Here is a 26,949-nt window from a genome sequence, read left to right as displayed (position 1 = left end):
CTAATTCATGAAAAATCAATTATCAATTGCATTTCATTGATTAGATTTGTATAAATGAAATTGTCAGAAATGAGAAAGTTGTTAGTAATTTTTATGGTAGGTATTTTTGGATTAAGTTATTCACAAAAAGTACCTACAGCCCTTAAAACAGGATTTTCCAAAGAAGCGTTACAGCAGAAACTGGAAGATGAAGAAGGAAAAAGCATCACGGTTCAGCAGATTCTTGATCAGCATAAAGGAAAAGTTTTAGTCATTGACTTTTGGGCAGGATGGTGCAGAGACTGTTTACAAGCACTTCCAAAAGCCGAGGTCTTAGAAAAAAATAATCCGAACGTAGATTTTGTATTCTTATCATTAGAAAGATCAAAAGAAGGTTTTGATAAAAGTCTTGTCAGATTCAATATGAAAGACAAAAACAATTATTGGTTTGCTTCAGGGTGGAAAAATGATTTCAATAATTATGTGGACCTTAACTGGATTCCACGATATATGGTTATTGATCAGAAATCGTCCATCGCAAAATATTATGCGATCTCTCCGGAAGACCCGGAAATTCAGCAGACCATCAATCATCTTTTACAATAATTATCATTCTTTTTTACCCTCAAAAGTTTAGAAAATAAAAGATTTTTGATACACTATGTATTAAAATATTCAACCATTTATACCATGATTACAAGAGAAGCTACAGAAAAGGATTTAGAGATTTTATTAGAATTTGAACAGGGAATAGTTTTCGCAGAACGACCTTTTAACAGTACATTAATTGATGGTGAGATTCATTATTACGACCTTAATGAATTCATAAAGTCACCGGACGCTACTTTAATTGTTGTGGAAGACGATGATGAAATTGTGGCATCAGGTTACGCTCTCATCAAAACATCAGAAAAAGACTATAATAATTTTAAAAGCTATGCTTACCTGGGGTTTATGTATGTAAAACCTGAATACAGAGGAAAAGGAATCAATAAAATAATTACGGATGAACTGGTTAGCTGGTCAACATCCAGAGGGATTACGGAAGTAAGGCTCGATGTATATGCTGAAAATGAATCTGCTGTCAAAGCGTATGAAAAAGCTGGTTTTGAGCCCCTGTTACTTACTATGAGACTGAAATCGTAACTGAAAGACTTCAGCTTCCTTTCTATAAATAATTTACCATAAATAAATGAATCCATATCTTTGTGATATGGATTTTTCTTTGCCGCTTCGTAAAATTATTCATGTGGATATGGATGCATTCTATGCTTCTGTAGAGCAGCATGACAATCCTACACTGAAAGGCAAAGCCATTGCTGTAGGAGGCCAGCATAGAGGGGTTGTGGCTGCAGCCAGCTATGAAGCCAGAAAATTCGGAGTTCGTTCGGCAATGCCCAGCAAGACGGCAAAGGAAAAATGCCCTGATCTTATCTTTGTGCCACCACGTTTTGCCCGGTATAAAGAAATTTCAAAAAAAATCCGGGAAATTTTCCATGAATATACAGATCTGGTAGAACCTTTATCTTTGGATGAGGCCTATCTGGATGTCACTGAAAATAAAAAAGGGATGGATTCTGCCAATCTGATAGCCCGGGAGATTCGTCAGAAAATATTTCAGGAAACCGGACTAACCGCTTCTGCGGGAATCTCAGTCAATAAATTTCTGGCAAAGGTAGCTTCTGATATCAATAAACCTAATGGGCAAAAAACCATTCATCCTGATAAAGTAGAAAGTTTCCTTGAGGAATTACCTGTTGAAAAATTTTACGGCGTAGGAAAGGTTACAGCCAACAAAATGTTTAGTTTAGGAATTTACAAAGGCAAAGATTTAAAGAAAAGATCGCTGGAAGACCTGGTAAGGCTTTTTGGAAAGTCAGGTGCCCATTATTACAATGTGGTACGGGGTATCCATACTTCAGAGGTAAAACCTCATCGCATTCAGAAAAGTGTAGCTGTAGAAAGAACTTTTTTTGAAGATCTTTTTGATGAACAGCAGATCAATGAAAAATTGGAAAGTCTCGGAGAGGAACTTCATCAGCGTTTGCAGAAAAATAATATTCTTGGAAGAACCCTTACATTAAAAATTAAATACAAAGACTTTTCTCTTTTTACAAGAAGTATTACCCGGGAAAATTATTTCAATTCTCCGGAGCAGTATTTCAGTGTTGGAAAAAAACTTTGGGAACTTCGTCCTTATGATAAAGCAGTCCGTTTACTGGGGCTTTCCCTCTCCCAGCTCAATACGGAGGAAAAAAAGCTGGTTTCCGTTCAACTAAAGATCCCGTTTGAAGAATTCGAAAATGAATAGATCATATTTTTTCGTTACCTTGTATCTACCAAATCTTCAAATATATGAACCCAACAATGATTCAGTTTTTCCACTGGTATTCTGAAGGCGATGGAAAATTGTGGAAAGAAGCAGAAAAACAGGCCGGATATTTAGAAAAACTAGGAATCACTTCTGTATGGTTTCCCCCTGCCTACAAAGGAACCAATGGCGGTTATTCTGCGGGATATGATGCCTATGATCTTTATGATCTTGGAGAATTTGACCAAAAAGGAACGGTCTCTACAAAATATGGTACCAAAGATGAATACATAAAGGCCATTAAAGCACTCAAAAATCACAATATAGAAATCATTGTAGATATTGTTCTGGGACATAAAGCCGGAGGTGACGAGCTTGAAAAATTTAAAGCGGTAAAAGTAGATGAAAACAACAGAGAGAAAATCATTTCTGATATTATTGAAATAGAATCTTATACCAAATTTACATTTCCCGGAAGAGGAAAAAAATATTCTGATTTTGAGTGGAATTTCACGTGTTTCAGCGGAGTGGATTATGCTGAAGGTATGGAATCCCATATTTTTAAAATACAGTCTGAATATGGAAATGACTGGGAAGAAATGATAGATGATGAGAAAGGAAATTATGATTACCTCATGTATAATGACATTGAGCATCGAAATCCTTTTGTGCGGGAAGAGCTTAATGATTGGGCTAAATGGTATTTTGATCAGACCGATTTTGATGGAGTGAGGCTGGATGCCTTAAAGCATATTTCTTTTGATTTTTACAAAGAATGGATTACTTTGCTCCGTTCCAATTCAGGAAAAAATATCTTTGCTGTAGGTGAATACTGGGCTCCGGGATATCTTCATCTCCTTCAGAAATATATTGAAGTAACGGAAGGCTGCATGAGCCTTTTTGATAGCTCCCTGCAGAACAATTTTCATAATGCTTCAAAAGAAGGAGATTCTTATGATCTCCGGAGAATTTTTGATGAAACACTTACCCAGGCAGATCCTCTACATGCCGTAAGTCTGGTTGCCAATCATGACACCCAACCTTTACAAGACCTGGAGGCTCCGGTAGAACCCTGGTTTAAACCTATTGCCTATGCTTTGATCTTATTGCGGAAAGACGGATATCCCTGCATATTTTATCCTGATTTGTATGGCGCTCACTATATCGATAAAGATGGATCCGGGAATGATCAGGAAATTTTCATGCCTAAAGTGGATGGCATCGAAGAACTTCTTACTGCAAGAAAAAATTATGCATATGGTGATCAACGGGATTATTTCGAAGATGCCAACTGTCTCGGGTGGATCCGCGAAGGAGACGATCAGCATCCGGGATGTGCTGTTGTTCTAAGTAATAAGGAAGCCTATAACAAGCCTATGGAAATAGGAAAACAGTATGCCGGAAAAAAGTTTAATGATCTGCTGAAAAGATCTGAAGATACAGTACTGATTGATGAAAACGGCTGGGGAGATTTTCCCGTTCCGGCAGGCAATGTAAGTGTATGGATTCCAGAATAAGATTCAATTTCCAGGAAAAATAAAAAGGCATATCCGATCCGATAACCAGGTATGCCTTGTATTTTATCAAGAGGCGGTATTAACAATAAATGTATCTACAATTCCAAACATCTGTGGCCCATTCACAGCATTGCCCGTCTTCGGTGGAAGTACAGCATACTTTACCCCAATTTAAATCTCCAGCTTTTAAACTTTTCAGTTCATCACGTTTAAGCTTTCTTACTTTGAAATCTTTGTTTGTTTTCATAATTACTATTTTTTATGGTTTATTTATTAAATATACATTAAAAATAACAATTATAAATGAATAATAAATACCAATCACGTGTTTTAGTATATATAATTCACAGAAAAAAATTAAGATACAGTTGACCAACCTGTCAAAAATTCTTTGAATTCTCATCACTCCTCCAGGGAAGGGGAATATTTATGTCTTCAGTTGGAACATTTGTTAAGAGTAGAGATTTTGAAAGATTGATAAATAGCTACATCTTTCGGAGTTCCAGAATTTCAGGTCTTTCGGCAGTATCAGATATTTTCCCGGTACGGGCAAATTCTGCCCATAGCGCTCTTAATTTTTTTCCGTTTTCATGAATATACGCCCAAGGAATATCTTTTAGCAACCCTGAAGGTTTCCACGCTGGTTCATTTCCGAAAATTAATGGCAGATCAATACAGTGTGGTGCTCCCAAATAATTTTCTTTCAACAAGGAATGAATTCTGAACAAATAAACATTTCCTCCTGCTTTTGCATAATTATCCGCAAATAACTTTGCCGGGTGGCCATAGATGAACTCAGTGGTTTTCCTAACTGTTTTATTCATTATTTTCAATCCTATGCCCTTCCTGAAAAAGGAACCTAAAGATTCTGAGGTTTTAAGATAAAATGCTGTCTCATCATTATTCAAACCAATCAAAACATCATACTTCGCGGCATTTTCTTTCCATTTCGTTTCAGCGTCTTCTTCTCTGCACAGGGGCGGGAATCCATATTGTGTTCCAAACGGCATGGCAGCTTTCAAACCATACTTCAATACGGAAGGAACCCATTTCCTGTACTCCTCCACCATCTTCAAAACATCGGTTTCATCTTTCAGTATTTCTGTTTTCTTCAGGAATTCAGCGGACATTTTATGTCTTTTATGACGTAGCCCCAAAGGAGCACTGTGCATAATTACCCGGTGAAATAAGCCATCTGTTCCTTCTGAAATCATCAGATGGGCTATCGCATCACCACCTGAAGACTGCCCCAGAAGAGTAATGTTTTCAGGATCACCTCCAAAATAAGCAATATGAGTTTGGATCCATTTTAATGCTTCAATGATATCAAACAGGCCAAGATTCGGACGTCTATTTTCATCTCCTCCTAAAAAGCCAAAGATTCCCAGACGATATGAAACATTTACCACAATGATATGCTGTTCCTTTACCCATTCTGCGGGATCAGCAGTATCCATATCACCACAGCCAATTTCATGAGAACCCCCATGAATCCAGGCAACTACAGGAAGTTTTTCATTTTCAACAGTATTTTCGGGGCGGATCACAGAAAGATATTGGGTAGATTCGTCGGCCTCGAAAGTTTCAACAGCTGTCACTCCAATCATTTTTTCCACCAGCGGACTTAATGTCTGTGGACAAACGGGAGTTTTATCAGGAGGAATAATATCTGATATTGAAGATTCTACCGGAACAGGTAATTGAAATCTTTCGGAGTGGGCATAACGAATACTTTTAGCCTTGATAATACCGTTTTGTTTTAATGCAATAATTTTTCCAAAACGGGTTTCAAAAACATGGGTTCTATTCGGTTGTGATTTCATTTTAACACTGAAAACTTTTTACTTTAAAGTTATGAAAAATAAAAAATTATTGAAAATTATTGAACCGGAAAAATCACATTTTTTTTAAAAAAACTAAGCTTAACAAACTATCATGCAAACTATTGAGAAGAATACTTATGGTATTGAGCGTTGCTTTACAATGATATTCCCACCCCATAATAGGTGTTACAGCTGTTTTGAAAATCAGTTCAGAAGTTTATATTCACTGGGAGAAATTCCTACTTTGGTTTTAAATAACCGGGTAAAGTGCTGTGGATATTTGAAACCCAGATTATAGGAAATTTCACTGATCGATTTCTCCTGATCCATGATTTGTTCTTTGGCTACATCAATCAATTTGTTATGGATAAATTCCTGTGCTGAAACACCCAATTCCTTTTTGATAAGGTCTCCAAAATAATTGGCTGAGAGATTGAGTTTTTCTGCAAAGTAGTTCACCATTGGAAAACCTATATTTTTAGGATTATCAGATTTTAAATATCCATCTACGAGATCTTCAAATTTTCCGATCACCCCCTGGTTAATATGATCTCTGGTAATAAACTGACGGTCATAAAAACGCATGCAGTAATTTAAAAACAGCTCAATATTATTAACAATGAGTGACTTGCTGTGTTTATCAATAGACTGTTCCAGCTCAAGTTTGATATTTTTAAAACATTCCAGTATGATTTCCCTTTCTTTTTCGGAAAGGTGCAGGGCTTCATGCACATCATAAGAGAAGAAAGTATAATCTTTTATATGTTTTCCAAGATTGGTTCCTTTAATCAAATCCGGATGAAACAAGAGCGCATATCCTCCCGGCTGAATAGGTTTACCGTCATTGGTAACTCCACTTACCTGGCCAGGAGCAATGAAAACCAACGTTCCTTCCTGATAGTCATAGCTGTGTTTCCCATAATACATATCACCACAAATAACATCTTTAAGAAAAACGGTATAAAATGCATAGGTTCTCTTATACTGACAAATGGGATCAGATTTTGAAAAATCAACCACACTTACCAGTGGATGTAAAGTCTCGTGATTCACCATTTTATTATAATCTGAAACACTTTTTATTTTATCAACCTTCTGATTTTCCATTGAATAAATTTAAATCTTATTCAAAATTACTACTTTCTTGTAGAACAGATACTGAGTCTGTAAAATTGGTAAGTAATTCGGTAATCTGTATAAGTCTTGTTTATCTGAAAGTTTCGACTTTTGTATCGTTATGGAAACTTTTAATACAAACATTTTTCCGAAAGGAGAAAAAGCTCCTTCCGATTATTTTTTTGGAGGAACAGCTTGGGTTCATCTTTTAAAACCGAATGAAGATGTACTGAACTGCCAGATTGGAAATGTCACTTTTGAACCCGGGTGCAGAAATAACTGGCATTCTCATGGAGGTGGACAGATTTTAATCGTAACTTCAGGAAAAGGTTTTTACCAGGAAAAAGGAAAACCTGCCCAGGTTTTACATCCGGGAGATGTAGTCAACATCCCTCCACATGTGATCCACTGGCATGGAGCAGCACCTGACAGTGAATTGACACATATCGCCATTAATGTCAATACCCAAAATGGGATTGTAGAATGGCTGGAACCTGTAACAGACGACGAATATAACAATTTATAAAACTTAACTTATTAACTTAAATTAATTAATCAAATGAACACATTTACAGTAAAAGCCTTTGGTACGGAGTCTACCACAGCAGATCTGAAAGAAATGAATATTGAAAGAAGAGAAATTACCGCTACCGATGTAGAAATTGAAATTCTATATTGCGGAGTATGCCACTCTGACCTTCATACGGCAAGAAACGACTGGGGAGGAACGATCTACCCTGCCGTTCCGGGACACGAGATCGTAGGAAAAATTACAAAGGTAGGAAGCGAAGTCTCCAAGTTTAAAGTGGGGGATCTGGCAGGTGTAGGATGTATTGTGGATTCATGTGGCCACTGTGAAAGCTGCCAGCATGATCTTGAACAGTATTGTTTGAATGGATTCACAGGAACTTACAATGGCCATGACAAGCACTTGGGAGGTCATACTTTCGGTGGATATTCTCAGAAAGTGGTGGTTAATTCTGATCACGTATTAAAAGTACCTGAAAACCTTGACCTTGCTGCTGTAGCACCACTTCTATGTGCCGGGATTACCACCTGGTCACCTTTAAGACACTGGAACGTAGGTCCAAATTCTAAGGTAGCAGTGGTAGGCTTAGGAGGTTTAGGCCATATGGCAATTAAACTTGCTAAAGGATTAGGGGCTGAAGTGACTTTATTTTCAAGAACTCCGGGAAAGACCGAAGATGCCAAACAACTGGGAGCTGACCACGTTATTATTTCTACAGATGAAGCCCAAATGGATTCTGTAAAAGGAAAATTCGATGTGATTATTGATACCGTTCCTTATGTACATGATGTGAATCCTTATGTGACTACTTTAAATATCAGCGGAACTCATGTACTTGTAGGATATCTGGGAGGTTTAGAGCCTATTCTGAATACTGTTCCTATGATTTTGGGAAGAAAATCTGTAGCAGGTTCTGTAATCGGGGGTATTGCAGAAACTCAGGAAATGCTGGATTTCTGTGGAGAGCACAATATTGTATCGGAAATTGAAATGATCAAGATGCAGGAAATTAATGAAGCTTATGAAAGAATGCTGAAGAGTGATGTCAGATATCGTTTTGTGATTGACATGCAATCTCTGTAATTGACTATACAACATGAAAAGGCTCTTCAGATTGAAGAGCCTTTTCTGTTTATTTTTTATAGGTTTTGGCTAAAGCCAATGGAATTTTATACAAACCAAAACGGGCTAAAGCCCGTTCCTATTGAATCTTTATATCCGTTGTACAAATGACAGTAGATTATCAAGAATAAATATCTTTATTGATAAAGCTTGCTAAATAACGCTGAAGAGCGATGTCAGATATCGTTTTGTGATTGACATGCAATCTCTGTAATTGACTATACAACATGAAAAGGCTCTTCAGATTGAAGAGCCTTTTTTGTTCATTTTTTATAGGTTTTGGCTAAAGCCAATGGAATTTTATACAAACCAAAACGGGCTAAAGCCCGTTCCTATTGAATCTTTATATCCTTTGTACCAACGACAACAGGTTGATTATCACTAATACATTATACATTATACATTATACATTATATTCTCATTTATACTTCCCATCCATATCCTGGAATGCCCATTCTGCCATAGCATCAATCACCGTACCTAGCCCATGCCCGGCTTCACTTAGTTTATAGGTAACATGAGGGGGTACAACAGGTCTTGCAGTTCTGATGACCAGCCCATCTGCTTCCAGCTGTTTTAAATGCTGAATCAGCATTTTCTCTGTGACCGCGGGAATTGCTTTTTTCAGCTCGCTGTATCTTTTCTCTCCTGTGGAAAGGTTAAACAGGATAATAGGTTTCCAGAATCCCCCGATTCTTTCCATGACATACATTACAGGACAATCCTGCAGTACTTTTTTATTCTCCTGAATGGTTGAACTTTCTTTAATTGCTGTCATTTTTACATACTTTAGGGTAAGTACTTGTATAAAAGTAAGTACAAATATAACTTTGTATTCAGAAATAAAAAAATATTTATTACAAAATCGCTAACACCTGATTAGTTTATTCAAGACTAATTAATATTCAGCGATTACATATAGCTATTAAAAAACAATAAAAAAATTTACATATGAAAATCATCATCACAGGATCATTAGGAAATGTAGCTAAGCCTTTAACACAGCAATTAGTCAATGAAGGACATAACGTTACAGTAATCAGCAGTAACGAAGACAGAAAACAAAATATAGAATCATTGGGAGCCTTTCCTGCTATCGGATCTATTACAGACACGGATTTCCTTACCAAAACATTTGAGGGAGCCGATGCCGTTTTCGTCATGACCCCACCTGCTATCAGCGAAAATAATATCGTTGACCATACTGTTCATGCAGGAAAAAATTATGCCGAAGCATTAAAAAAAGCCCATGTAAAAAGAGCTGTTATGCTCAGCAGTGTAGGGGCAGAATCTCCTGTAGAGAACGGACCTATCAAAGGGCTTCATCAGATTGAAAAACTATATCACGAGGTAGAAAATACTTCATTTACATTTTTAAGAGCCGGGTATTTTTATACTAATTTTTTCAATGATATTCCCTTGATTCAGAATGCAGGAATTATTGGAGGTAATTATCCTGAAAATATTGAAGTTCCGCTGGTACATCCTAACGATATTGCTAAAGCAGCAGCAGAAGAGCTTGTAAAAGAAGGAAATGGTAATACCATACGTTATATTGTAAGTGATAAAAGAAAGGCTTCTGATTTTGCCAAAGTCTTGGGAGCTGCCATAGAAAAACCTGAACTGCCATGGGTAGAATTTTCAGATGAAGATTCTTTCAACGGAATGTTACAGGCCGGACTTCCCCAGGATATGGCTGAACTGTATACTGAAATGGGAAGAGGAATACGAAAAGGTGTTGTACAGAAGGATTTCATTGATCATGGATCCCCTGTTACAGGAAATACAAAGCTGGAGGATTTTGCCAAAGAATTTTCATCCAAGTTTTAATTCATTTGGATATCAACCCGTATCGGCGCACCAAAGGTGCGCCGATACGGGTTTTGAAGTAATCATTGTGATTCAATTATTTTTTCTCCTTCAATATTTCTTTCAAGACTTTCAGCTTTCCATCAATAGGCTGGTCAATTTTTAATCCTAGAATTTCAGCGACTACAGGATAAACATTGATATTGGCAAACTCATCTACTACTAAATTATTTTTAAATTCAGGCCCCCAGGCATAGAATGTTGCTTTCATTTCAGGAACAACCCTAGGATTGTAACCATGCTTTCCTACCGATGTTTTCTTTCCTTTCTCAAGGAATATTTTGGGTGCTTTCGGGATCAGAAGAATCTGCCCTATTCTATTGTACTGATCATCTCTTGTTGCAAAATGGAGATATTTGGGAAGCTTTTTATCCAGGTAAACTTCGTAGTCTTCTGTTTTATGAGCCTTCAGTTCTTTATAAACCGACTTGACCTCAGCGGGATTTTTAACATATACTCTCAATAAGGTCTGGGAATTATAAAAATCGAACCTGTTTTTATCAAAAAGTACAGCTGGAATTTCCAGCGGAGCCCCACCATCCACTTTGATCATTCCATGATCGGAAACAAAAATAAAATTGACATTTTTTAAGCCCAAATCATTTACTTTCTGAACCAGATCACCAATGGCATGATCAATTAAATGAACTGCATTTTCGGTTTCTTTCGTATCGGGTCCGTAATGATGTCCGCTTCCGTCTACTTCCGGAAAATATAATGAAATAAAATGAGGTCTTTTATCTTCGGGTAACTTGAGCCAGTTTACTACTTTCTCTACTTTTTCAGAAGGTGTAAATTTCTCATGATAAGGATAATAATAGCTGGGTCTCATTCCTCCTGCATCGCTGGCAGAACCTACCCACATTAAAGAAGCAGATACGATCCCCCGTTTTTCGGCTAATCCCCACATTGGAGTTCCGCCATACCAGCTTCCATCTTCTGCATTTTTCTTATTGCTCATGGCATAAGTTTCTTTTCTCTTATAATCGTAGAAAAAATTATCTATTAACCCATGGTGAGAAGGATAAAGTCCGGTGATCAGGCTCCAATGGTTAGGAAATGTAATACTCGGATAGCTTGGAATCATCGCCTTTGCCTGTACCCCATTATTAGAGAGTTTCAGGAGATTTTCAGCATTGTATTTTTTAGCATAATCATATCGAAAACCATCCGTTGAGATCATAATCACATAAGGTTTTGACTGAGCCTCTATCGTATTTTGCCGACCCGGAACAGTTATCTGGGCTGTATCAATAGTGGCCTGCTGGGCAAAAACCGTAAAGGAAATAAACAACAGTAAAAAATGTATTCCTCGCTTCATTGTTTTAAAAATTTCAGCAAAGTTACTGCGTCAAAACCTTGGATGAAAGTTTAATGGGGTTAAAAAATCATTAAACACATTTTTTAGAATTGTTGTAAACAACATCTCCTTATTTTTCTATTATTAAACATATCTGATATGGTAAATTTTAAACTACCTTACGGAATATTAAAAAAGTTAATATCTTAATTAAAAACAATCCGAAGAAGCCCCTTCATTATGTAAATGATATGTTCAGCCTCAAGTAAAAATAAAAATTTTATACTTCTCCTAACTTTTTTTTATCACTTGGCTAATATATTCACTGGGAGTAATTCCTTCTATCTGTTTAAATACACGATTGAAAGTAACCTGACTGGAAAACCCTGCTTCTGTATAAATATACATAAGGGTTACCTTCTGCAAATCAGCTTCATCAATCAATTTTTTCACATAGTTAATTCTAAATGTGTTCAAATAACTGTTAAAATTAGCATATCCCTTATATCGAATGATTCTGGAAAGGTGCATATACCCCACCCCCAGACGGACACTTACCATTGATATGTTTAGGTTCTGATTCTTAAATAATCCTTCATTCATACTCAGCTCCAGACGTTCCATCATTTCTTCATCAATATCATTCTTTTCCACTATTTTATCCGCTACAACTATTTTATCCGTTTTGAGGTCAAGATCATGAGGTAATTCCTGTAATCTAGCTTCTGTAGAAAATTTAAGTTTATTGAACCTAGTTTGATAGGTCAGCAATAATATAATGAGAGCCAAATTAGAGATATAAATACTTAAATCTCTAACAATATGCTGTTTATTCTCTCCAACTTGAGGACTATATTTTTTCAAATGAGAACCAAAATAAATATTGATTAAAAAACAGGCAAAAATAATAACAACTAAATATAGTGAGTATAATAGAACTCCTTTCTTTGAAAAAAAGATATAAGTAATAAGTGGCAATGGAAATAACCACACAAAACTAGAAATTGTACTTTTCCAATACCCAAGCATGATATTAAAAAGATACAAAGGTGTTATAATAATATATACCAGTATCATTCTGTCTGCAGTGCATCTCCTTCTCATAATTATATAACCAAAAGACAAAAATACCAGCCCCACTATTAGATATAAAACTTCTGACATATTATTGTACGTTAAAAATTTAATTATAATCTCTACTAAGACTATAATGTACATTAAAATGACATATTGATCTATAAAACGATACTTAAGCTCTTCCATTTTCATAGTAAAAAACATTTTTTAAATTTCAAACATAACCATTTTTTATTTTTGAATTACATAAAACACTGCAAATAAACACCTTACATAAAAATAAGTCAATTCTTAGAATAGACTTACGCTCAGTTTATCTGATTGTAAAAATACTATAATTTTGCAGTAGAAATATCAAAATATAAAGTAAATCACTATTTATATCAATAACAATGAGTTACCAATAAAAGAAAATATTTCCAATAATAAAAAAATATTAAAAAAAATGATTAGTGATGAAATAAAACATCACTAAAACATACTATAATAAATAGATATCAAAAAATATGTACGAAAATTCCTGGATACAATAAAAACGGTTTTGATTGACAGAAAATATTCTAAAAGAAGAGTTTAAAGTATTATATTCTAAAGAAATGAATACTGTATTGGGATCAATAAGCTAAATAAATATCTTTTTAACTACCTGAGCAAAGGTAATTCCCTCCCTTAATCACAAATTATATTCTGATTAGAAAGAATACTAAAAAAATTATTACTAATCAATCAAATTCCCAATAATCAAAATAAATAATTGATTTACAGGAATATAAATTCACGCTTAATAATTAGGAAGCTTATTTTTTCAGCTACCTTAAAAACTGATGAGTCAAATATTTTACTTGGTTAGTAATGGAAAAGATTATAGAATATAAGAAAAGTTACAAGCTCAATAATTAACAAATTTGTATTTCATCCGAAATAAGCAAAAAGACACTGACGAAATAGAAAAATTTATTTATATAAACACAAACAACAAATGAAGAAAAACGCTTTATTAACTGCGGTAATAGCATTATCGTTTTCAACAAAAATTTTAGCACAGGTAGGGATAAATACAGCTACCCCTGAATCAACCCTAGATATCAGAGGTAAAAATCATCTTGGAGCAGTAACCTCCAAAGATGGAGTATTGGTACCCCGTGTCAATGATCTTGTAGCTAATGGTTCGGTAAACGGACAATTAGTATATCTTATTGCAGACTCAGGAGCCTTTACCAAAGGATTCTACTATTGGAACAACAATGCGTGGACCAGCTTCGGAGGAGACTCCACTAATGATGCGTGGATCAATGACCCTGCTAATACAATGGTTAAACTGGGAACCCTGTCAAACGGATCAACAACTAGAGCTGCAGGAACAGATTTTGTGGCTAAGGACAATGGTGCCGTTGGGATCGGGACAAGTGCACCTGATATATCAGCTATTGTAGATATAACAGCTACCAATAAAGGAATTTTAATCCCCAGAGTTGCCTTGACAAGTGCTACAGATCAGGTGACAATAGCCAGCCCTGCAACCGGACTAATGGTTTTCAACACAGGAACAGCAGCATTGACCTTTAAAGGTTTCGTATACTGGAATGGAACAGAATGGAGATCTTTAAATAATACCTCGACCATAAACCCAACCATTACAGGTTTAAATTGCAGTAATGCAATTGCATTTCCGGTTACATTCACTTCGGGAACTCCTTATACAGGAACCATTACCGTTCCTTATTCAGGAGGAAATGGAGGAAGTTATCCTTCAGGCTCCCCATTTACTCAAAACGGACTTACCTTCACCTTGAATGCAGGAACCTTAAATAATGGAAACGGTTCTATTACCTACTCAGTGACAGGAATCCCCAATTTCAGTTCTCCCAGTACGATTACTGTTCCATTAAGCTTCTTAGGCTTCAATTGTAGTGCTTCTATTGGAAATAACAGCTCAGCTTTTACTGTTGGGGAAATAAAATCCGCCAGAGTAGTTGTAAATGCTACAGCATTTCTTTCAGCAGCTACTCCCCCTACAAATATGATGAATGGAAAGTTAGTAACAAATACAACCACCAATACGCGACAAGGTGCTTTCAAATTGGCATCATCTGTTGATCAAGCAAAGTTTATTGAGATCAACGGACTAAGAATGGATTTTATGGCAAGTGCACTACTTTCTGGAAATACTTCTCCTAAATTCTTCAATACTTCTTCCAGCCCTATAGCTTACAACACATCCTCACTTTCTACTAACGATGCAAATACCGATGGGGTAAACACAGTAATAGCACCAGGATTTTACAGTTACAGGATAGATGGTGATGATAATTTTTCAACCGGTACAGGTCGGGGAGAATATGTAAACGTTATGGTCACTTTTAATAATGGAGAATGGTATAACTGCACTTGGCATGCGACAAGAGATGCCAATAATTATTATTTCTATATGACTGCGCAACGTCTCAACTAAACCAACAAATACAATAAAAAAAACATCAATCTTCATAAAGAGGGTGATCCGACTTTTTCGGACATCCTCTTTTTGTTAACTTATTTGTCAAGAAAGGCATTTTAAAATATACAATTCCAAGATGATTAGCATTACTTCCTTAGTTGTTACTTCTGATTTTATGATATGATAATTATTACCATTTTCTTTCCAGTCCTAAGGCATTAATTCTTTTAAGGTTACAAATATTCCGTTTTTCACTTCTATCACAGCATTGAGGTTTTCTTTGGATAGCTGGCTCATCAATTCCCTGCAGCGTCCACAGGGTGGCACGGCATTGCCATCATTTCCTACTGCTACTACGGCTTTGATCTTATGCTCTCCATTTTTCAGCATTTCAGCCACAGCACTGTGTTCCGCACAAAATCCCATAGAACAGGCTGTATCTATACTGATTCCGGTATATACATTTCCGTTGGTAGTTTCAATAGCTGCGGCAACTCCTCCATATTCTATAAAATCATTCAGTCTCTTGGTTTTTGCCAATTGGCCTGCGATTTCTTTTAAGTCTTTTTTCATTGCATTAATTCTTTATTTTCGGTGTTCCAAATACCACTCAACAGCCTTTCGTTCTTCTCTCTTGATAAATGGATCTTTTCCTTCATTATAATCATTCCCGTCATGCCATTCTTTTTCACTCAAATATTCTTTTAGTTGCTGATATTCATCTTTCACTTCAGGATGGGTCCGCAAGTAATCCCGAAACGCGATATGGCGAAGCCAATGTTCAGAGGAAGTGGGAATTGCATGAATATGGGCAGTACGAAGCTTATGATCGTGAATTCCTTCAGGAATTTCATCTCCAGCATTAATTATTTCCGGAAATCCTAGATTCTGAGGCTGATCTATAAGCTTAATAAAGAAACGACGGTATGGCATTTCCTCGTTATACTTCTGATAATAAACATAATCCTGTCCCCGCAATAACGGAGGAATCTTATCCAGCTCCTCTTCATTTTTCACTCCAATCATAATGTCTATCACAGGTTTTGCAGATAAGTTTTCCACGGATGTACTCCCGATATGTTCAATTTGTGGATTCAAAAAACCAATACTGTCCTTCAACTCATTTTTAATTGTTTCAAATTGTTTTTTCCAGAAAGGATTGTATTTTTCAAAGGTAATTTTCATGGGAGTCTGGCTATACACAAATATATAAAAAATCAACCAATCCCTTTAAAATTAAGCCTTTTAAGATTTTAAGCTACCAAATAAAATAATAATACCTCTGAAAAATCAGAGGTATTATTGAAAATATTTATAATGTGATTAATCCGGCCAGTTGGCAAAAAGTTCATCCAGATATATACTGGTAGGATTAGAATAGTTATTCTTTATTTTATCTCTCCACTGATACCAGTTTCTCGACCCTTTAAGAGCCTGTTCCAGCTGTGAAGCCGTATATCCGGTCACTCTGTCGGCAGGATATCCTACTCCATACATACCATTCTGATTATGCCCGTCAATCATATCATATCCACCTGAAGTATAATGATTTTCGGCACTGATGGTACGGTTCTGGAAGTTATTGGAACCGGTAGATCTATAAACGGCATATCCTCTTATTCTTTTATACCTTTCCAATGTCATTAAAGTTTCCACAGTAGTTGGCCAGCTTTCAAGCAGTCTTCGGTTTCGGTTTTTAACTGCAGAATTGAAAGACAGGAATGAATCCTGGCAAATGTCATTATACGCCGATCTGTCTATAATGGAATGCAGTGCATGGCTCAATTCATGAATGGTTGTTCCGTACACCATATCAGACAATCTTCCATAAGCTTTAATATGGATCTGGGCTGATAAACCAAAAGTAAGTTCACTTCTGATGTGAGAATAAGAAGAAGGTACTCCCCACGGAGCTGTCTTGCGGGCTGCAATCTTGATCTGGCTCTGTCTTCCAAAATTATAGATATGATTATTCATAGGTGGAGAAGTCAGTCCAAATCTATATCCATAATAGAAATCATGTGCTGCCTGGTGTATCAGAGCGTGATACTCATCTTCTCCTCCATCAATAACAGGATACCATGCCTGCTGTTTCACATTGGGCCCTTTCATTTCTGCCTGGAAAATAGATCCGTTTCTCACACTATAGTTATATCTTTCCCATTGGATAACATATTTTGCTTTTCCACGTACAGAGGAAGTGGAGAAATATCCATTTCCGTCTGTGATTCCCCGGGCTACAGTAAACCACTGCCTCATCAATACCTGAGCTCCGGTTACCGGTACTACATCTAAAATATCATCTTTGACCTGAATTCTTCCACTTGGATACCATTTTTTCCCAAAGATCCATTTTGCCTGTGGGGTAGAATCATCGGTAAGGAGATCTTCTTCATTCCCTGTAAGCTCATAGGCTAAGTATAAAAGGTTATTAAACAGATCCGTTTTACTGGCTAACTTTCCAGTAACTTCATAGCGTTCTATATCATCAATATCGGAAAAATAAGGATCCTGCTCTGGGATATACAATTCGCTCAGAACTTCATGTTCAACTGCAGGAAGGACTTTTCCTACCGGAACTGCAGTATAATAAACTGGAATAGAGTCTCTGTCCGGAGCTCTGTTTTCAAGGAATCCTTCTGCATATTCAGCATCCAATCTGTAATCGAAGTAATGGATGGTAGAATCCTGCTTCAGCAACCCTACCTCATCCTCATTTTTAGGATTGAATTTAAGGTAAAGATGTGAAGGGCGTACTTCAAATCCAGCAGTTTGTTTGGGGTTTTTAGCTCTTAGCTGTTCAAGAGCTGTCTTCATGATTTCAACAGAATAAGGATTTTTCAAAACGATGGAATCCCCGGAAAATGAACGGGCATAAGCGTTAGTGTTACTCTGCTCTAAAGCCGCTTCATTATGCATTTCAGTTAGGTCATCTTTACAGGAATACTGAAAAGAGAGTAATAAGGCGCCAAAAGCAAATAGCAATATCTGCCCAAATTTAAAAGTGGTGCGTGTTTTCATTGTAAGTTATTAGTTTTTTTACGCCCTAAAAATAGGATAAAAAAATAAAAATATCATGCACTTTAAAAACAATTATTCGTTAATTCTTTATTATTCTTTACACATTTATCTAAACATCCTGAAAAAGATTAAAAAATTCATCATTTCCATATAGAATAATACCTCCGAAAAATCAGAGGTATTATTGATAATATGTAGATGTGTTTTTTTTGAATTACTCTTTAATCAGTTTTTCATAAGACATGCTTCCGTCTTTCAATAGAATTTCAAAATAATAAATTCCCGACTTCAGATCTTCAATGCTAATGGTTTCTTTATTCGGTTGTACAGATTTTATCTTTCTTCCTGCCGCTTCATAAATATCAATAGATTTGATACGGTCAAAGTTTTTAAAACTAATTGTTTCTTTAGCAGGATTGGGATAAAGACTTACTTTCTTAGATTCAGCAGCAGCTTCGCTGGTTGATAAGTTGCTTGCCGTCATTGTTAAAGTTGCATACCCTCTTCCTGCATCATGATACCCTATCCCTGTACCTGTTTTTCTTGCATAGAAGATATTGATTGCCCCTGCGGCATTAGCAATGGCAAAATCTTCTGCACTTCCAGATAGGGATCTTGTAGCAACCACAGTTCTTATGCTTCCTGATACTGTATTAGAAGTTTGAGTCCAATCCTGTGACGAGTCAATTGTCGGCGGCATCATAGGACCAGGAAATGTATAATCTCTGTTGGAAGAGGAATTATAGATAAATCCATCGGAACCCGCTGCCATTCCTACACTTCCAAAGCCAATTCCAAGCATTGAACTGCTGTCTCCTGTCACTGTAATTGTCGCTCCTGTAGGCGTAGTGTCTAATTTCACCGTCATGGCCGTAGCCGGAAGGGTTACCGTTCCAGATGAAAACTGGGCCCATGCGAAATTGGCAAGAGCCATACTTACTGTGAGTAAAAGTTTTTTCATATCAATTTTTTAAGAGGTTAATAATGTCTTTTTTATCTGTTTTTAATGCATATTCAAAAGGGGTCATTCCCATTGAATCTTTTTTTGTTTTATCTGCGTTGTACTTCAACAGCAGCTCTACCAATTCTTTGTTTCCAAATTTCACAGCCCAGAATAATGGTGTATACCCTGTAGTATCAGCTATATTGGGATCAGCATTTTTCTTCAATAAACGCTCTACGAGATCTTTATTATATTTTACCGAAAGTCCCGATAAAGCTGTCCCTTCGTCACTTTTATAATTCACATCTTTTACATGATCAATCAGAAATTTAGCCACCTCTACATTTCCTCTGTAACAGGCCAAAATAAGTGGTGAAAATCCGCTTTCATTGGTTTGATTAATCACATCCGGGTTTTGCTTCATAATCTCCTGTACCTCAGTGACAGTTCCACTTCTCGCAATATCAAATATTGACTTTGCTTTTTCCTGAGCAAATACTAATGAGCCCAAGAAGACCATTAATAATAAAATCAGATTTCTCATTGTTTTATCAATATATAGTTATATTCAACATTGATGCTTTCTGCAATTTTTTTAGTGACCATCTTTGGAATTGTCACTTTATAATCTGCAGGTCTTGCAATAAAATTTCCCTGCATATAAATTTTACCGTCTTTAGCATATACAGTGGCTGTAGAAGCTATCGCTTTATCTACTCCGTGAAAATTAAGGCTTCCCTGGATTGTATATTTCTGGGGGCTGGCCGTCAGTTTTGTTTTATCAAAACTGATAATTTTCCCTTTGAAAGTAGTCTTTGGATACTTTGCTGTTTCTGCATAGCTTTCATTAAAATGCTCTTCCATTAATTTTGTTTTAAAATGAAAGTTTTTAACTGCTGAAACCGATGCTATTTCTCCAGTGTCACTATTGAAGACTACCAGATTATTATCATCCTGGGCATATACATCTTCAAATAACGGTACTGAAGCTTCAAAAGTTACCTTACCCGTTTTAGAGCTGTATTTCTGTGCTGAAGCATACCCGGTAAAAAGTAGTGATGCGCTGATTAATATTATTTTTTTCATATCAAATTTTTTAATTTTCAGTTAATCCATCAGCTTTCCATTTGATGAAAATATTAATTTGTGTTGCCGACAGGGATCCTCCTTTAGGCATTTTTTCAGGGTCACCGTTTGGTCTTTGGATCCGGTCCAGGATTCCATCTATATTATTCTTTGCCTGATCGTAGGTCACTAAAGGTTTAAAACTACCTGCAGAGTGACAGCCGATACAATTGTTGTCTATAATCGGTTTTACATCGGCAGTGTATTTTACTGGCAGTGTAATAGGGGTATTATCTGAAATCTCTTCATAGGTTCTGCTATCGCAGGAGTTCAGTATTCCTATTGATGAAAGGAGCACGAGGTATGTTAACTTTCTCATATTAAAAAACTCTATAAAGATTAAACCCAAAGAAAATATGTCCTTTCCCCCATTCACCTGATGCATTGGTAAGATATCCTATATCTGAATTAATCTGGGAGTTCGAAAATAAAAGCTGGAACACATGTCCCCCGGTTTCTATATCCACTCCTAAAGAAAGAGGGTTTTTATAGAAACTGTGATTGTCAAAATTCACAAAATATTCTGCATTTACAGAAACTCTCTTTGAAATTTTATAGCGTCCTCCTAACCCTGCTAAAAATTGGTTTTTATCTTCATTTTTAGGCTCATACAGATTCTTATGAACATATGAAGGGGTAAGTTGCAGTGAAAGTTTATCGTTAAATCGTCTTGAAATTAAAGCCTGGGTAAGATAAGAAAGTCTGTCGTTGAATTTAAGAAACGGATAGTTGTCCTTACTAAGATCCGTATTTACACCCATCACATTATACCCAACAATATCTACCGGAAAATCATCATTCTGTCTTATCAGCCTGTACTTGGCAGCACCTTCAAAGGTTTTCATATTTGTTTCCCTTGACAAACTCACAGAGATAGCATCGCTGATACCATAAATCACGCCTAATTTTGTGGAGGCGTTATCCAGTCCAAAAAAGTTTTTAAATCCTGTGCTTACATCACCAAATCTATGGGCTACAATAATGTACCATTCTTTTTTGGCGGCAAGCTTTGTAGATTGTCCTGTAACAATCTGTAATGCTTTGAAAGCAGGTTGTGAAAATTCCGTATCGGTTTTAATAGTATCAATATCTTTCAACAGATCTTCCTGTGCAAAGGCAAAACCTGATGAAAATACTGACAAAAATAAGAGAGCTTTTGTCATATACAATTTGAATTAAATTATCATATGACAAACTTATCAAGTTCTCAATTCAAAATTATGTGATAAAAGTCACCAAAGACATTGTTTTTATCAATCATATAACAAAAACTTTTGAAACATTATAAATTAGATTAGTCTAACATTTTCATTTACAGCAACTTTGATCCCTTCTTTCGTCTGCAGGATCTCTCCGTCACTCTCTATTTTTTTTAACACTCTGCTTACCACTTCTCTTGAAGTACCAAGACTGCTTGCAATTTCACGATGGGTAATTTTTAAAGGATTTCTTCCGGTACTGGTAATCTGCTGTTTAATATAATTCAGTACCCTTTTGTCCAGTCTATGAAAAACAGCATCGTTGACCATATTCATGACTTCCGAAAAACGTCTGTCATACTCACGATAAAATAATTTATTGATCTCTGGAAACCTGATCAGCCACTCATGCATCACAGAAACAGGAATCAATAAGGCTTCAGATTCTTCTTCAGCTACGGCAAATACTCGGCTTACATAATCTGTAAAAATAGAAGAGAAAGTCATCAGGCAGCTGTCACTAGGCTTAATAAAATAATAGATAAGTTCTCTACCGTCATTAAGAGTGAAAACTTTAATAGAACCTTTTATCAGAAAGGGTACATATTTATTTTTCTGGCCTTCTCTTATGATTTCTGTTTTTGCTTTTATATCAACAATAACAGCATGCTGTTGGAGTTCACTTAAAAAAACTTTTCCAAGAAAACCAAATTTATCTAGAATAAACACATTATCTGTCATATCAATTTTATCAAAATGTAATATTCAAATATATAAAATTGGATCATTGTTATGATGATTTGGTATCATTAAAGTTGTGTTATAAATAGTAGGACGTATTTTTAACCGTAATATATAACATAAAAAATGCCCCAATTTTCATTGGGGCATGTATTTATTGTAAAAGAAATCTTACGCTTGAACGTTGTTTCCTCCTAATACGAAAGGCTCAACTTCTTTGATTTCTCCGAACTGCTGCTCATAGTTAGCGATGTTCTGTTGAAGAGCGTTTAAAACTCTCTTAGCGTGAAGTGGAGCAAGAATTACTCTTGATCTTACTTTAGCTTGCTGTACCCCCGGCATTAATTGGATGAAATCTACTACGAACTCAGATGGAGAGTGGTTTACTAAAGCTAAATTAGCATAGATACCAGCAGCTACCATTTCGTTTAATTCGATGTTGATGTTTCCGTCTTGTGGATTTTGATTGTTGTCCATTGTTATAAATTATGTTTTTTAAATTCGAAATTTGAGATTGTGAAAATATAAAAATAAATCCAAACCTCAAATTTCAAATCATTAATTTTAGTTAAGGTCTTCGAATTCTTTCTTAGAACCTACAATAACATTCTGATATTCTTTAAGACCTGTACCTGCAGGGATTCTGTGCCCTACAATTACATTTTCTTTAAGACCACTAAGGGCATCAATTTTTCCAGCAACAGCCGCTTCATTTAGAACCTTCGTTGTTTCCTGGAATGATGCTGCAGACATGAATGACTTAGTCTGAAGAGCCGCTCTTGTGATACCTTGCAATACAGGCGTTGCTGTAGCAGGAAGTGCTTCTCTTACTTCTACCAAGTTTTGATCTTCACGTCTTAGCTTAGAGTTTTCATCTCTTAATTCTCTTGCAGTAATCATCTGACCTGGTCTGAATTCTTTAGAATCACCAGCCTCTACTACTACTTTAAGACCAAATACTCTGTTGTTCTCTTCCAAGAAGTCATACTTATGTTCCAGAGCTCCTTCAAGGAATTGAGTATCACCTCCATCCACGATAGATACTTTTGTCATCATCTGTCTTACGATAATTTCAAAGTGCTTATCATCAATTTTTACCCCCTGAAGACGGTAAACTTCCTGAATCTCATTTACTAAGTATTCCTGAACCGCAGTTGGGCCCTTGATTCTTAAGATATCATCCGGTGTGATAGAACCGTCAGATAGTGGAGAACCAGCTCTTACGAAGTCATTCTCCTGAACCAAGATCTGGTTAGAAAGTTTTACCAGGTAAATCTTTCTTTCTCCAGTTTTAGCTTCTACAATCAATTCTCGGTTACCTCTCTTAATTTTTCCGTAAGAAACTACCCCGTCGATTTCAGTAACAACCGCTGGGTTTGAAGGGTTTCTTGCTTCGAATAATTCGGTAACTCTTGGAAGACCTCCGGTGATATCCCCTGCTTTTGCAGATTTTCTTGGGATTTTGATTAAGACCTTACCAGCCTTAATTTTTTCACCATCATTTACCATTAAGTGGGCTCCTACCGGTAAGTTGTATGCTCTTTGCTCAACTCCTTTAGAATCTACCACCTTCAAGGTAGGTACGGCTTTCTTATTTCTAGATTCAGAGATTACTTTCTCTTCGAATCCTGTTTGTTCGTCAATTTCAAGCTGGAATGAAATACCCTGGATAATATCTTCATATTCTACCTTACCAGAAGTTTCAGCAATGATAACCGCGTTATACGGATCCCATCTACAGATGGTATCTCCTTTCTTCACTTTATCACCTGGTTTTACAGATAATATAGATCCGTAAGGTACGTTAGCTATCATTAATGGAGTTTTAGACTCCGCAGCAACTAATCTGAATTCCGTTGAACGGGAAACTACTACCTCAGCTGTATTACCGTTTTCATCTTCAGAAGTAATTGTTCTTACATCATCCATTTCAACGATACCATCTCTTCTAGCTACAATAGATGGGTTTTCTGATACGTTTCCTGCAGTACCCCCTTGGTGGAAGGTTCTCAACGTAAGCTGAGTACCTGGTTCCCCAATTGATTGTGCTGCAATTACACCTACCGCTTCACCCATATGGATCACTTTACCTGTTGCTAAGTTTCTACCGTAACATTTCGCACAGATCCCTTTCTTAGCTTCACAAGTTAATGGCGAACGAACCTCAACAGCTTCTAATCCAGCTTCTTCAATTCTTTTTGCCAATTCTTCAATGATTACCTGATCTGCACTAGCAATAAGCTCGTCAGTTTCAGGGTCATAGATATTATGAAGAGATACTCTACCTAAGATTCTTTCAGAGATTCTTTCAACGATCTCGTCATTTTTCTTAAGTGCAGTAACTTCTGTTCCTCTAAGTGTTCCACAGTCATCTTCTGTAACGATAACGTCCTGTGCAACGTCTACCAATCTTCTCGTTAGGTAACCAGCATCGGCTGTCTTAAGAGCGGTATCCGCAAGACCCTTACGAGCACCGTGAGTAGAGATAAAGTACTCTAAGATCGAAAGACCTTCCTTAAAGTTTGCAAGGATCGGGTTTTCGATGATCTCCGCACCGGTAGAACCAGCTTTTTGCGGTTTCGCCATCAAACCTCTCATCCCTGATAACTGACGGATCTGTTCTTTAGAACCCCTCGCCCCAGAGTCAAGCATCATATACACAGAGTTGAAACCACCTTGGTCGGTTTTCATTCTGCTCATGATCATTTCAGTTAATCCAGCGTTGGTGTTAGTCCAAACGTCAATTACCTGGTTATAACGTTCTGTATCGGTAATTAGACCCATGTTATAGTTAGCTCTAATTTCGTCTACAGTTTCAATTGAAGTAGCAATCATCTGCTTTTTCTCTACAGGTACTACGATATCTCCAAGAGAGAACGATAGACCTCCTTTGAATGCATTTGAATACCCTAAGTCTTTCATTGCATCAAGGAACTTCACAGTAGTAGGGAAATCCGTATCGGCAAGGATCTTACCAATAACGTTTCTCAATGATTTCTTAGTAAGAAGTTCATTGATATATCCTGATTGTTTAGGTACAATCTGGTTGAATAAAATTCTACCTACAGAAGTTTCGATCAATCTTGTTACTATTACTCCGTCTTCTTTAACAGGTAGTCTACATCTTACCTTAGCATTTAAAGAAACTCTACCTTCAGCATAAGCAATTTCTGCTTCCTCAGGAGAATAGAATGCAAGACCTTCACCTTTTACTTTCATATCTTCTGTAGAACTCAATTCTTTAGTCATGAAATAAAGACCAAGAACCATGTCCTGAGAAGGTACTGTAATTGGAGAACCGTTTGCAGGGTTCAAGATATTCTGAGAACCTAACATTAATAACTGCGCTTCAAGGATCGCTTCTGGTCCTAACGGTAAGTGTACCGCCATCTGGTCACCATCGAAATCGGCGTTGAATGCTGTTGTTACTAACGGGTGTAGCTGGATTGCCTTACCTTCGATCATCTTAGGTTGGAAAGCCTGAATCCCCAGTCTGTGAAGCGTAGGTGCTCTGTTCAGTAGAACAGGGTGACCTTTCATCACGTTTTCAAGGATATCATATACTACAGGCTCTTTTCTGTCGATAATTCTCTTTGCAGATTTCACAGTTTTTACAATTCCTCTCTCGATCAGTTTTCTGATGATAAACGGTTTGTAAAGTTCAGCTGCCATATCTTTAGGAATACCACATTCGTGAAGCTGTAAGTTTGGACCTACAACAATTACCGAACGCGCAGAGTAGTCAACCCTTTTCCCTAGTAAGTTCTGACGGAAACGACCTTGCTTACCTTTCAATGAATCAGAAAGTGATTTCAATGGTCTGTTTGATTCAGATTTTACTGCAGAAGATTTTCTTGTGTTATCGAATAATGAATCTACAGATTCCTGAAGCATACGCTTCTCGTTTCTCAAGATTACTTCAGGAGCTTTAATCTCCAATAATCTCTTCAAACGGTTATTTCTGATAATAACTCTTCTATAAAGGTCATTAAGGTCAGAAGTAGCGAAACGTCCTCCATCCAATGGAACTAATGGTCTTAGTTCTGGTGGTATAACAGGCAGCACACGCATAATCATCCACTCTGGTCTGTTGATCATTCTTGTATTGGCACCTCTCAATGCTTCTACAACGTTCAATCTTTTCAGTGCTTCAGTTCTTCTTTGCTTAGAACCTTCGTTATGAGCTTTGTGTCTTAAGTCAAAAGATAATGCATCAAGATCAATTCTCTTTAATAGATCTTCCACAGCTTCAGCACCCATTCTGGCGATGAATTTGTTCGGATCAGAATCATCAAGATACTGGTTTTCTACAGGAAGAGTTTCCATAATGTCAAGGTACTCTTCTTCTGTTAAGAATTCCATATTTTCAAAATCAGAACCATCTAATTTTTTGGCAATACCCTGTTGGATCACTACATATCTTTCGTAGTAGATGATCATATCTAATTTCTTAGAAGGGATTCCAAGAAGGTATCCGATTTTGTTTGGTAATGAACGGAAGTACCAGATGTGAGCAATAGGAACAACCAAACCGATATGTCCGATTCTTTCTCTTCTTACTTTTTTCTCGGTAACTTCTACACCACAACGGTCACAAACGATCCCTTTGTAACGAATTCTCTTATATTTACCACAAGCACATTCGTAATCCTTTACAGGACCAAAGATTTTCTCACAGAATAATCCGTCTCTTTCAGGTTTGTGAGTTCTGTAGTTAATAGTTTCTGGTTTTAAAACCTCTCCTCTTGAGTCCTGTAAAATAGACTCTGGTGAAGCTAAACCAATGGTTATTTTATTAAATCTACTTGTTTTATTTTTATTTGACATAATTTTTTTAGAT

The 26,949-nt window shown here is 36.5% G+C and carries 25 protein-coding genes; 8 read left to right on the top strand and 17 right to left on the bottom strand.

Going from position 1 to position 26,949, the window contains the following annotated elements; all coding sequences use genetic code 11:
* Positions 1-69 precede the first annotated feature (69 nt).
* The 4 genes from DRF57_RS01225 (at position 70) to DRF57_RS01210 (ending at position 3,807) form a co-directional block, all read left to right on the top strand.
* Positions 70-585, top strand: coding sequence for a TlpA family protein disulfide reductase (locus DRF57_RS01225; protein ID WP_047494190.1), 516 nt, complete (start codon positions 70-72; stop codon positions 583-585).
* Positions 586-669: 84 nt separating this feature from the next.
* A complete protein-coding gene (locus DRF57_RS01220) occupies positions 670-1,125 on the top strand; it encodes a GNAT family N-acetyltransferase (RefSeq protein ID WP_115916434.1) in 456 nt (151 codons plus the stop codon).
* A gap of 67 nt (positions 1,126-1,192) precedes the next feature.
* Positions 1,193-2,290, top strand: a complete 1,098-nt coding sequence (gene dinB, locus DRF57_RS01215) for a DNA polymerase IV (RefSeq protein ID WP_047494158.1) — start codon at positions 1,193-1,195, stop codon at positions 2,288-2,290.
* 44 nt (positions 2,291-2,334) lie between these two features.
* The gene (locus DRF57_RS01210) at positions 2,335-3,807 is read left to right on the top strand and encodes an alpha-amylase (RefSeq protein WP_115916432.1); all 1,473 of its coding nucleotides are present in this window, start codon (positions 2,335-2,337) and stop codon (positions 3,805-3,807) included.
* Positions 3,808-3,886: 79 nt separating this feature from the next.
* On the opposite strand, the gene DRF57_RS23555 is transcribed toward DRF57_RS01210, so the two are convergent.
* From DRF57_RS23555 to DRF57_RS01200, 3 genes are all read right to left on the bottom strand, one after another.
* Positions 3,887-4,054 (bottom strand): hypothetical protein, encoded by a 168-nt coding sequence (locus DRF57_RS23555; RefSeq protein ID WP_156126114.1) that lies wholly within the window; start codon positions 4,052-4,054, stop codon positions 3,887-3,889.
* Positions 4,055-4,292: 238 nt separating this feature from the next.
* Complete coding sequence (locus DRF57_RS01205; protein ID WP_115916430.1) at positions 4,293-5,630, bottom strand: carboxylesterase family protein; 1,338 nt, start codon at positions 5,628-5,630, stop codon at positions 4,293-4,295.
* Between the two features lie 204 nt (positions 5,631-5,834).
* Positions 5,835-6,737, bottom strand: coding sequence for a helix-turn-helix domain-containing protein (locus DRF57_RS01200; protein ID WP_047494167.1), 903 nt, complete (start codon positions 6,735-6,737; stop codon positions 5,835-5,837).
* A 130-nt stretch (positions 6,738-6,867) separates the two neighbouring features.
* Between DRF57_RS01200 and DRF57_RS01195 the strand changes: the two genes are divergently transcribed.
* A complete protein-coding gene (locus DRF57_RS01195; protein ID WP_084085651.1) occupies positions 6,868-7,272 on the top strand; it encodes a cupin domain-containing protein in 405 nt (134 codons plus the stop codon).
* 33 nt (positions 7,273-7,305) lie between these two features.
* Positions 7,306-8,358 (top strand): NAD(P)-dependent alcohol dehydrogenase, encoded by a 1,053-nt coding sequence (locus DRF57_RS01190; RefSeq protein WP_084085652.1) that lies wholly within the window; start codon positions 7,306-7,308, stop codon positions 8,356-8,358.
* Between the two features lie 457 nt (positions 8,359-8,815).
* On the opposite strand, the gene DRF57_RS01185 is transcribed toward DRF57_RS01190, so the two are convergent.
* The gene (locus DRF57_RS01185) at positions 8,816-9,175 is read right to left on the bottom strand and encodes a winged helix-turn-helix transcriptional regulator (protein ID WP_115916428.1); all 360 of its coding nucleotides are present in this window, start codon (positions 9,173-9,175) and stop codon (positions 8,816-8,818) included.
* A 173-nt stretch (positions 9,176-9,348) separates the two neighbouring features.
* On the opposite strand from DRF57_RS01185, the gene DRF57_RS01180 reads away from it, so the two are divergent.
* Positions 9,349-10,227 (top strand): NAD(P)H-binding protein, encoded by an 879-nt coding sequence (locus DRF57_RS01180; RefSeq protein WP_115916426.1) that lies wholly within the window; start codon positions 9,349-9,351, stop codon positions 10,225-10,227.
* A 76-nt stretch (positions 10,228-10,303) separates the two neighbouring features.
* Here DRF57_RS01180 and DRF57_RS01175 read toward each other — a convergent pair whose 3' ends face one another.
* The gene (locus DRF57_RS01175; protein WP_115916424.1) at positions 10,304-11,587 is read right to left on the bottom strand and encodes an alkaline phosphatase family protein; all 1,284 of its coding nucleotides are present in this window, start codon (positions 11,585-11,587) and stop codon (positions 10,304-10,306) included.
* Positions 11,588-11,857: 270 nt separating this feature from the next.
* Positions 11,858-12,835 carry a helix-turn-helix domain-containing protein gene (locus DRF57_RS01170; protein WP_047493627.1) on the bottom strand — a complete coding sequence of 326 codons (978 nt, stop codon included), beginning with the start codon at positions 12,833-12,835 and terminating at the stop codon, positions 11,858-11,860.
* Between the two features lie 787 nt (positions 12,836-13,622).
* Between DRF57_RS01170 and DRF57_RS01165 the strand changes: the two genes are divergently transcribed.
* Positions 13,623-15,095 (top strand): hypothetical protein, encoded by a 1,473-nt coding sequence (locus DRF57_RS01165; protein ID WP_052188733.1) that lies wholly within the window; start codon positions 13,623-13,625, stop codon positions 15,093-15,095.
* A 195-nt stretch (positions 15,096-15,290) separates the two neighbouring features.
* Here DRF57_RS01165 and DRF57_RS01160 read toward each other — a convergent pair whose 3' ends face one another.
* From DRF57_RS01160 to rpoC, 11 genes are all read right to left on the bottom strand, one after another.
* On the bottom strand, positions 15,291-15,653 hold the full coding sequence (locus DRF57_RS01160) for a cytidine deaminase family protein (protein ID WP_115916422.1): 363 nt from the start codon (positions 15,651-15,653) through the stop codon (positions 15,291-15,293).
* 12 nt (positions 15,654-15,665) lie between these two features.
* On the bottom strand, positions 15,666-16,265 hold the full coding sequence (locus DRF57_RS01155) for a GrpB family protein (RefSeq protein WP_115916420.1): 600 nt from the start codon (positions 16,263-16,265) through the stop codon (positions 15,666-15,668).
* Positions 16,266-16,403: 138 nt separating this feature from the next.
* Positions 16,404-18,101: a hypothetical protein gene (locus DRF57_RS01150; protein WP_115916418.1), complete on the bottom strand. Its 1,698-nt coding sequence runs from the start codon at positions 18,099-18,101 to the stop codon at positions 16,404-16,406.
* 214 nt (positions 18,102-18,315) lie between these two features.
* A complete protein-coding gene (locus tag DRF57_RS01145) occupies positions 18,316-19,062 on the bottom strand; it encodes a T9SS type A sorting domain-containing protein (RefSeq protein ID WP_115916416.1) in 747 nt (248 codons plus the stop codon).
* A 1-nt stretch (position 19,063) separates the two neighbouring features.
* Positions 19,064-19,588: an ankyrin repeat domain-containing protein gene (locus tag DRF57_RS01140; RefSeq protein ID WP_115916414.1), complete on the bottom strand. Its 525-nt coding sequence runs from the start codon at positions 19,586-19,588 to the stop codon at positions 19,064-19,066.
* Positions 19,585-20,130 carry a YceI family protein gene (locus DRF57_RS01135; protein WP_047493610.1) on the bottom strand — a complete coding sequence of 182 codons (546 nt, stop codon included), beginning with the start codon at positions 20,128-20,130 and terminating at the stop codon, positions 19,585-19,587. The genes DRF57_RS01140 and DRF57_RS01135 overlap by 4 nt, the downstream gene beginning before the upstream one ends.
* Before the next feature lie 10 nt (positions 20,131-20,140).
* The gene (locus DRF57_RS01130; protein ID WP_228406087.1) at positions 20,141-20,488 is read right to left on the bottom strand and encodes a hypothetical protein; all 348 of its coding nucleotides are present in this window, start codon (positions 20,486-20,488) and stop codon (positions 20,141-20,143) included.
* Between the two features lies 1 nt (position 20,489).
* Positions 20,490-21,332, bottom strand: coding sequence for a DUF5777 family beta-barrel protein (locus tag DRF57_RS01125; protein WP_047493602.1), 843 nt, complete (start codon positions 21,330-21,332; stop codon positions 20,490-20,492).
* A 126-nt stretch (positions 21,333-21,458) separates the two neighbouring features.
* Positions 21,459-22,109, bottom strand: a complete 651-nt coding sequence (locus DRF57_RS01120) for a Crp/Fnr family transcriptional regulator (protein WP_115916412.1) — start codon at positions 22,107-22,109, stop codon at positions 21,459-21,461.
* Positions 22,110-22,280: 171 nt separating this feature from the next.
* Positions 22,281-22,586 (bottom strand): DUF3467 domain-containing protein, encoded by a 306-nt coding sequence (locus DRF57_RS01115; protein WP_002976436.1) that lies wholly within the window; start codon positions 22,584-22,586, stop codon positions 22,281-22,283.
* Positions 22,587-22,673: 87 nt separating this feature from the next.
* Entirely contained in the window at positions 22,674-26,936 is a 4,263-nt protein-coding gene (gene rpoC, locus DRF57_RS01110; RefSeq protein WP_047493597.1) for a DNA-directed RNA polymerase subunit beta', read from the bottom strand.
* Positions 26,937-26,949 lie beyond the last annotated feature (13 nt).

The organism is Chryseobacterium rhizosphaerae (genome assembly GCF_003385455.1).
Taxonomy (GTDB): Bacteria; Bacteroidota; Bacteroidia; order Flavobacteriales; family Weeksellaceae; genus Chryseobacterium; species Chryseobacterium rhizosphaerae.
Note: the sequence above shows the minus strand (reverse complement) of the source record. Positions and strands in the feature narration are given on the sequence as shown.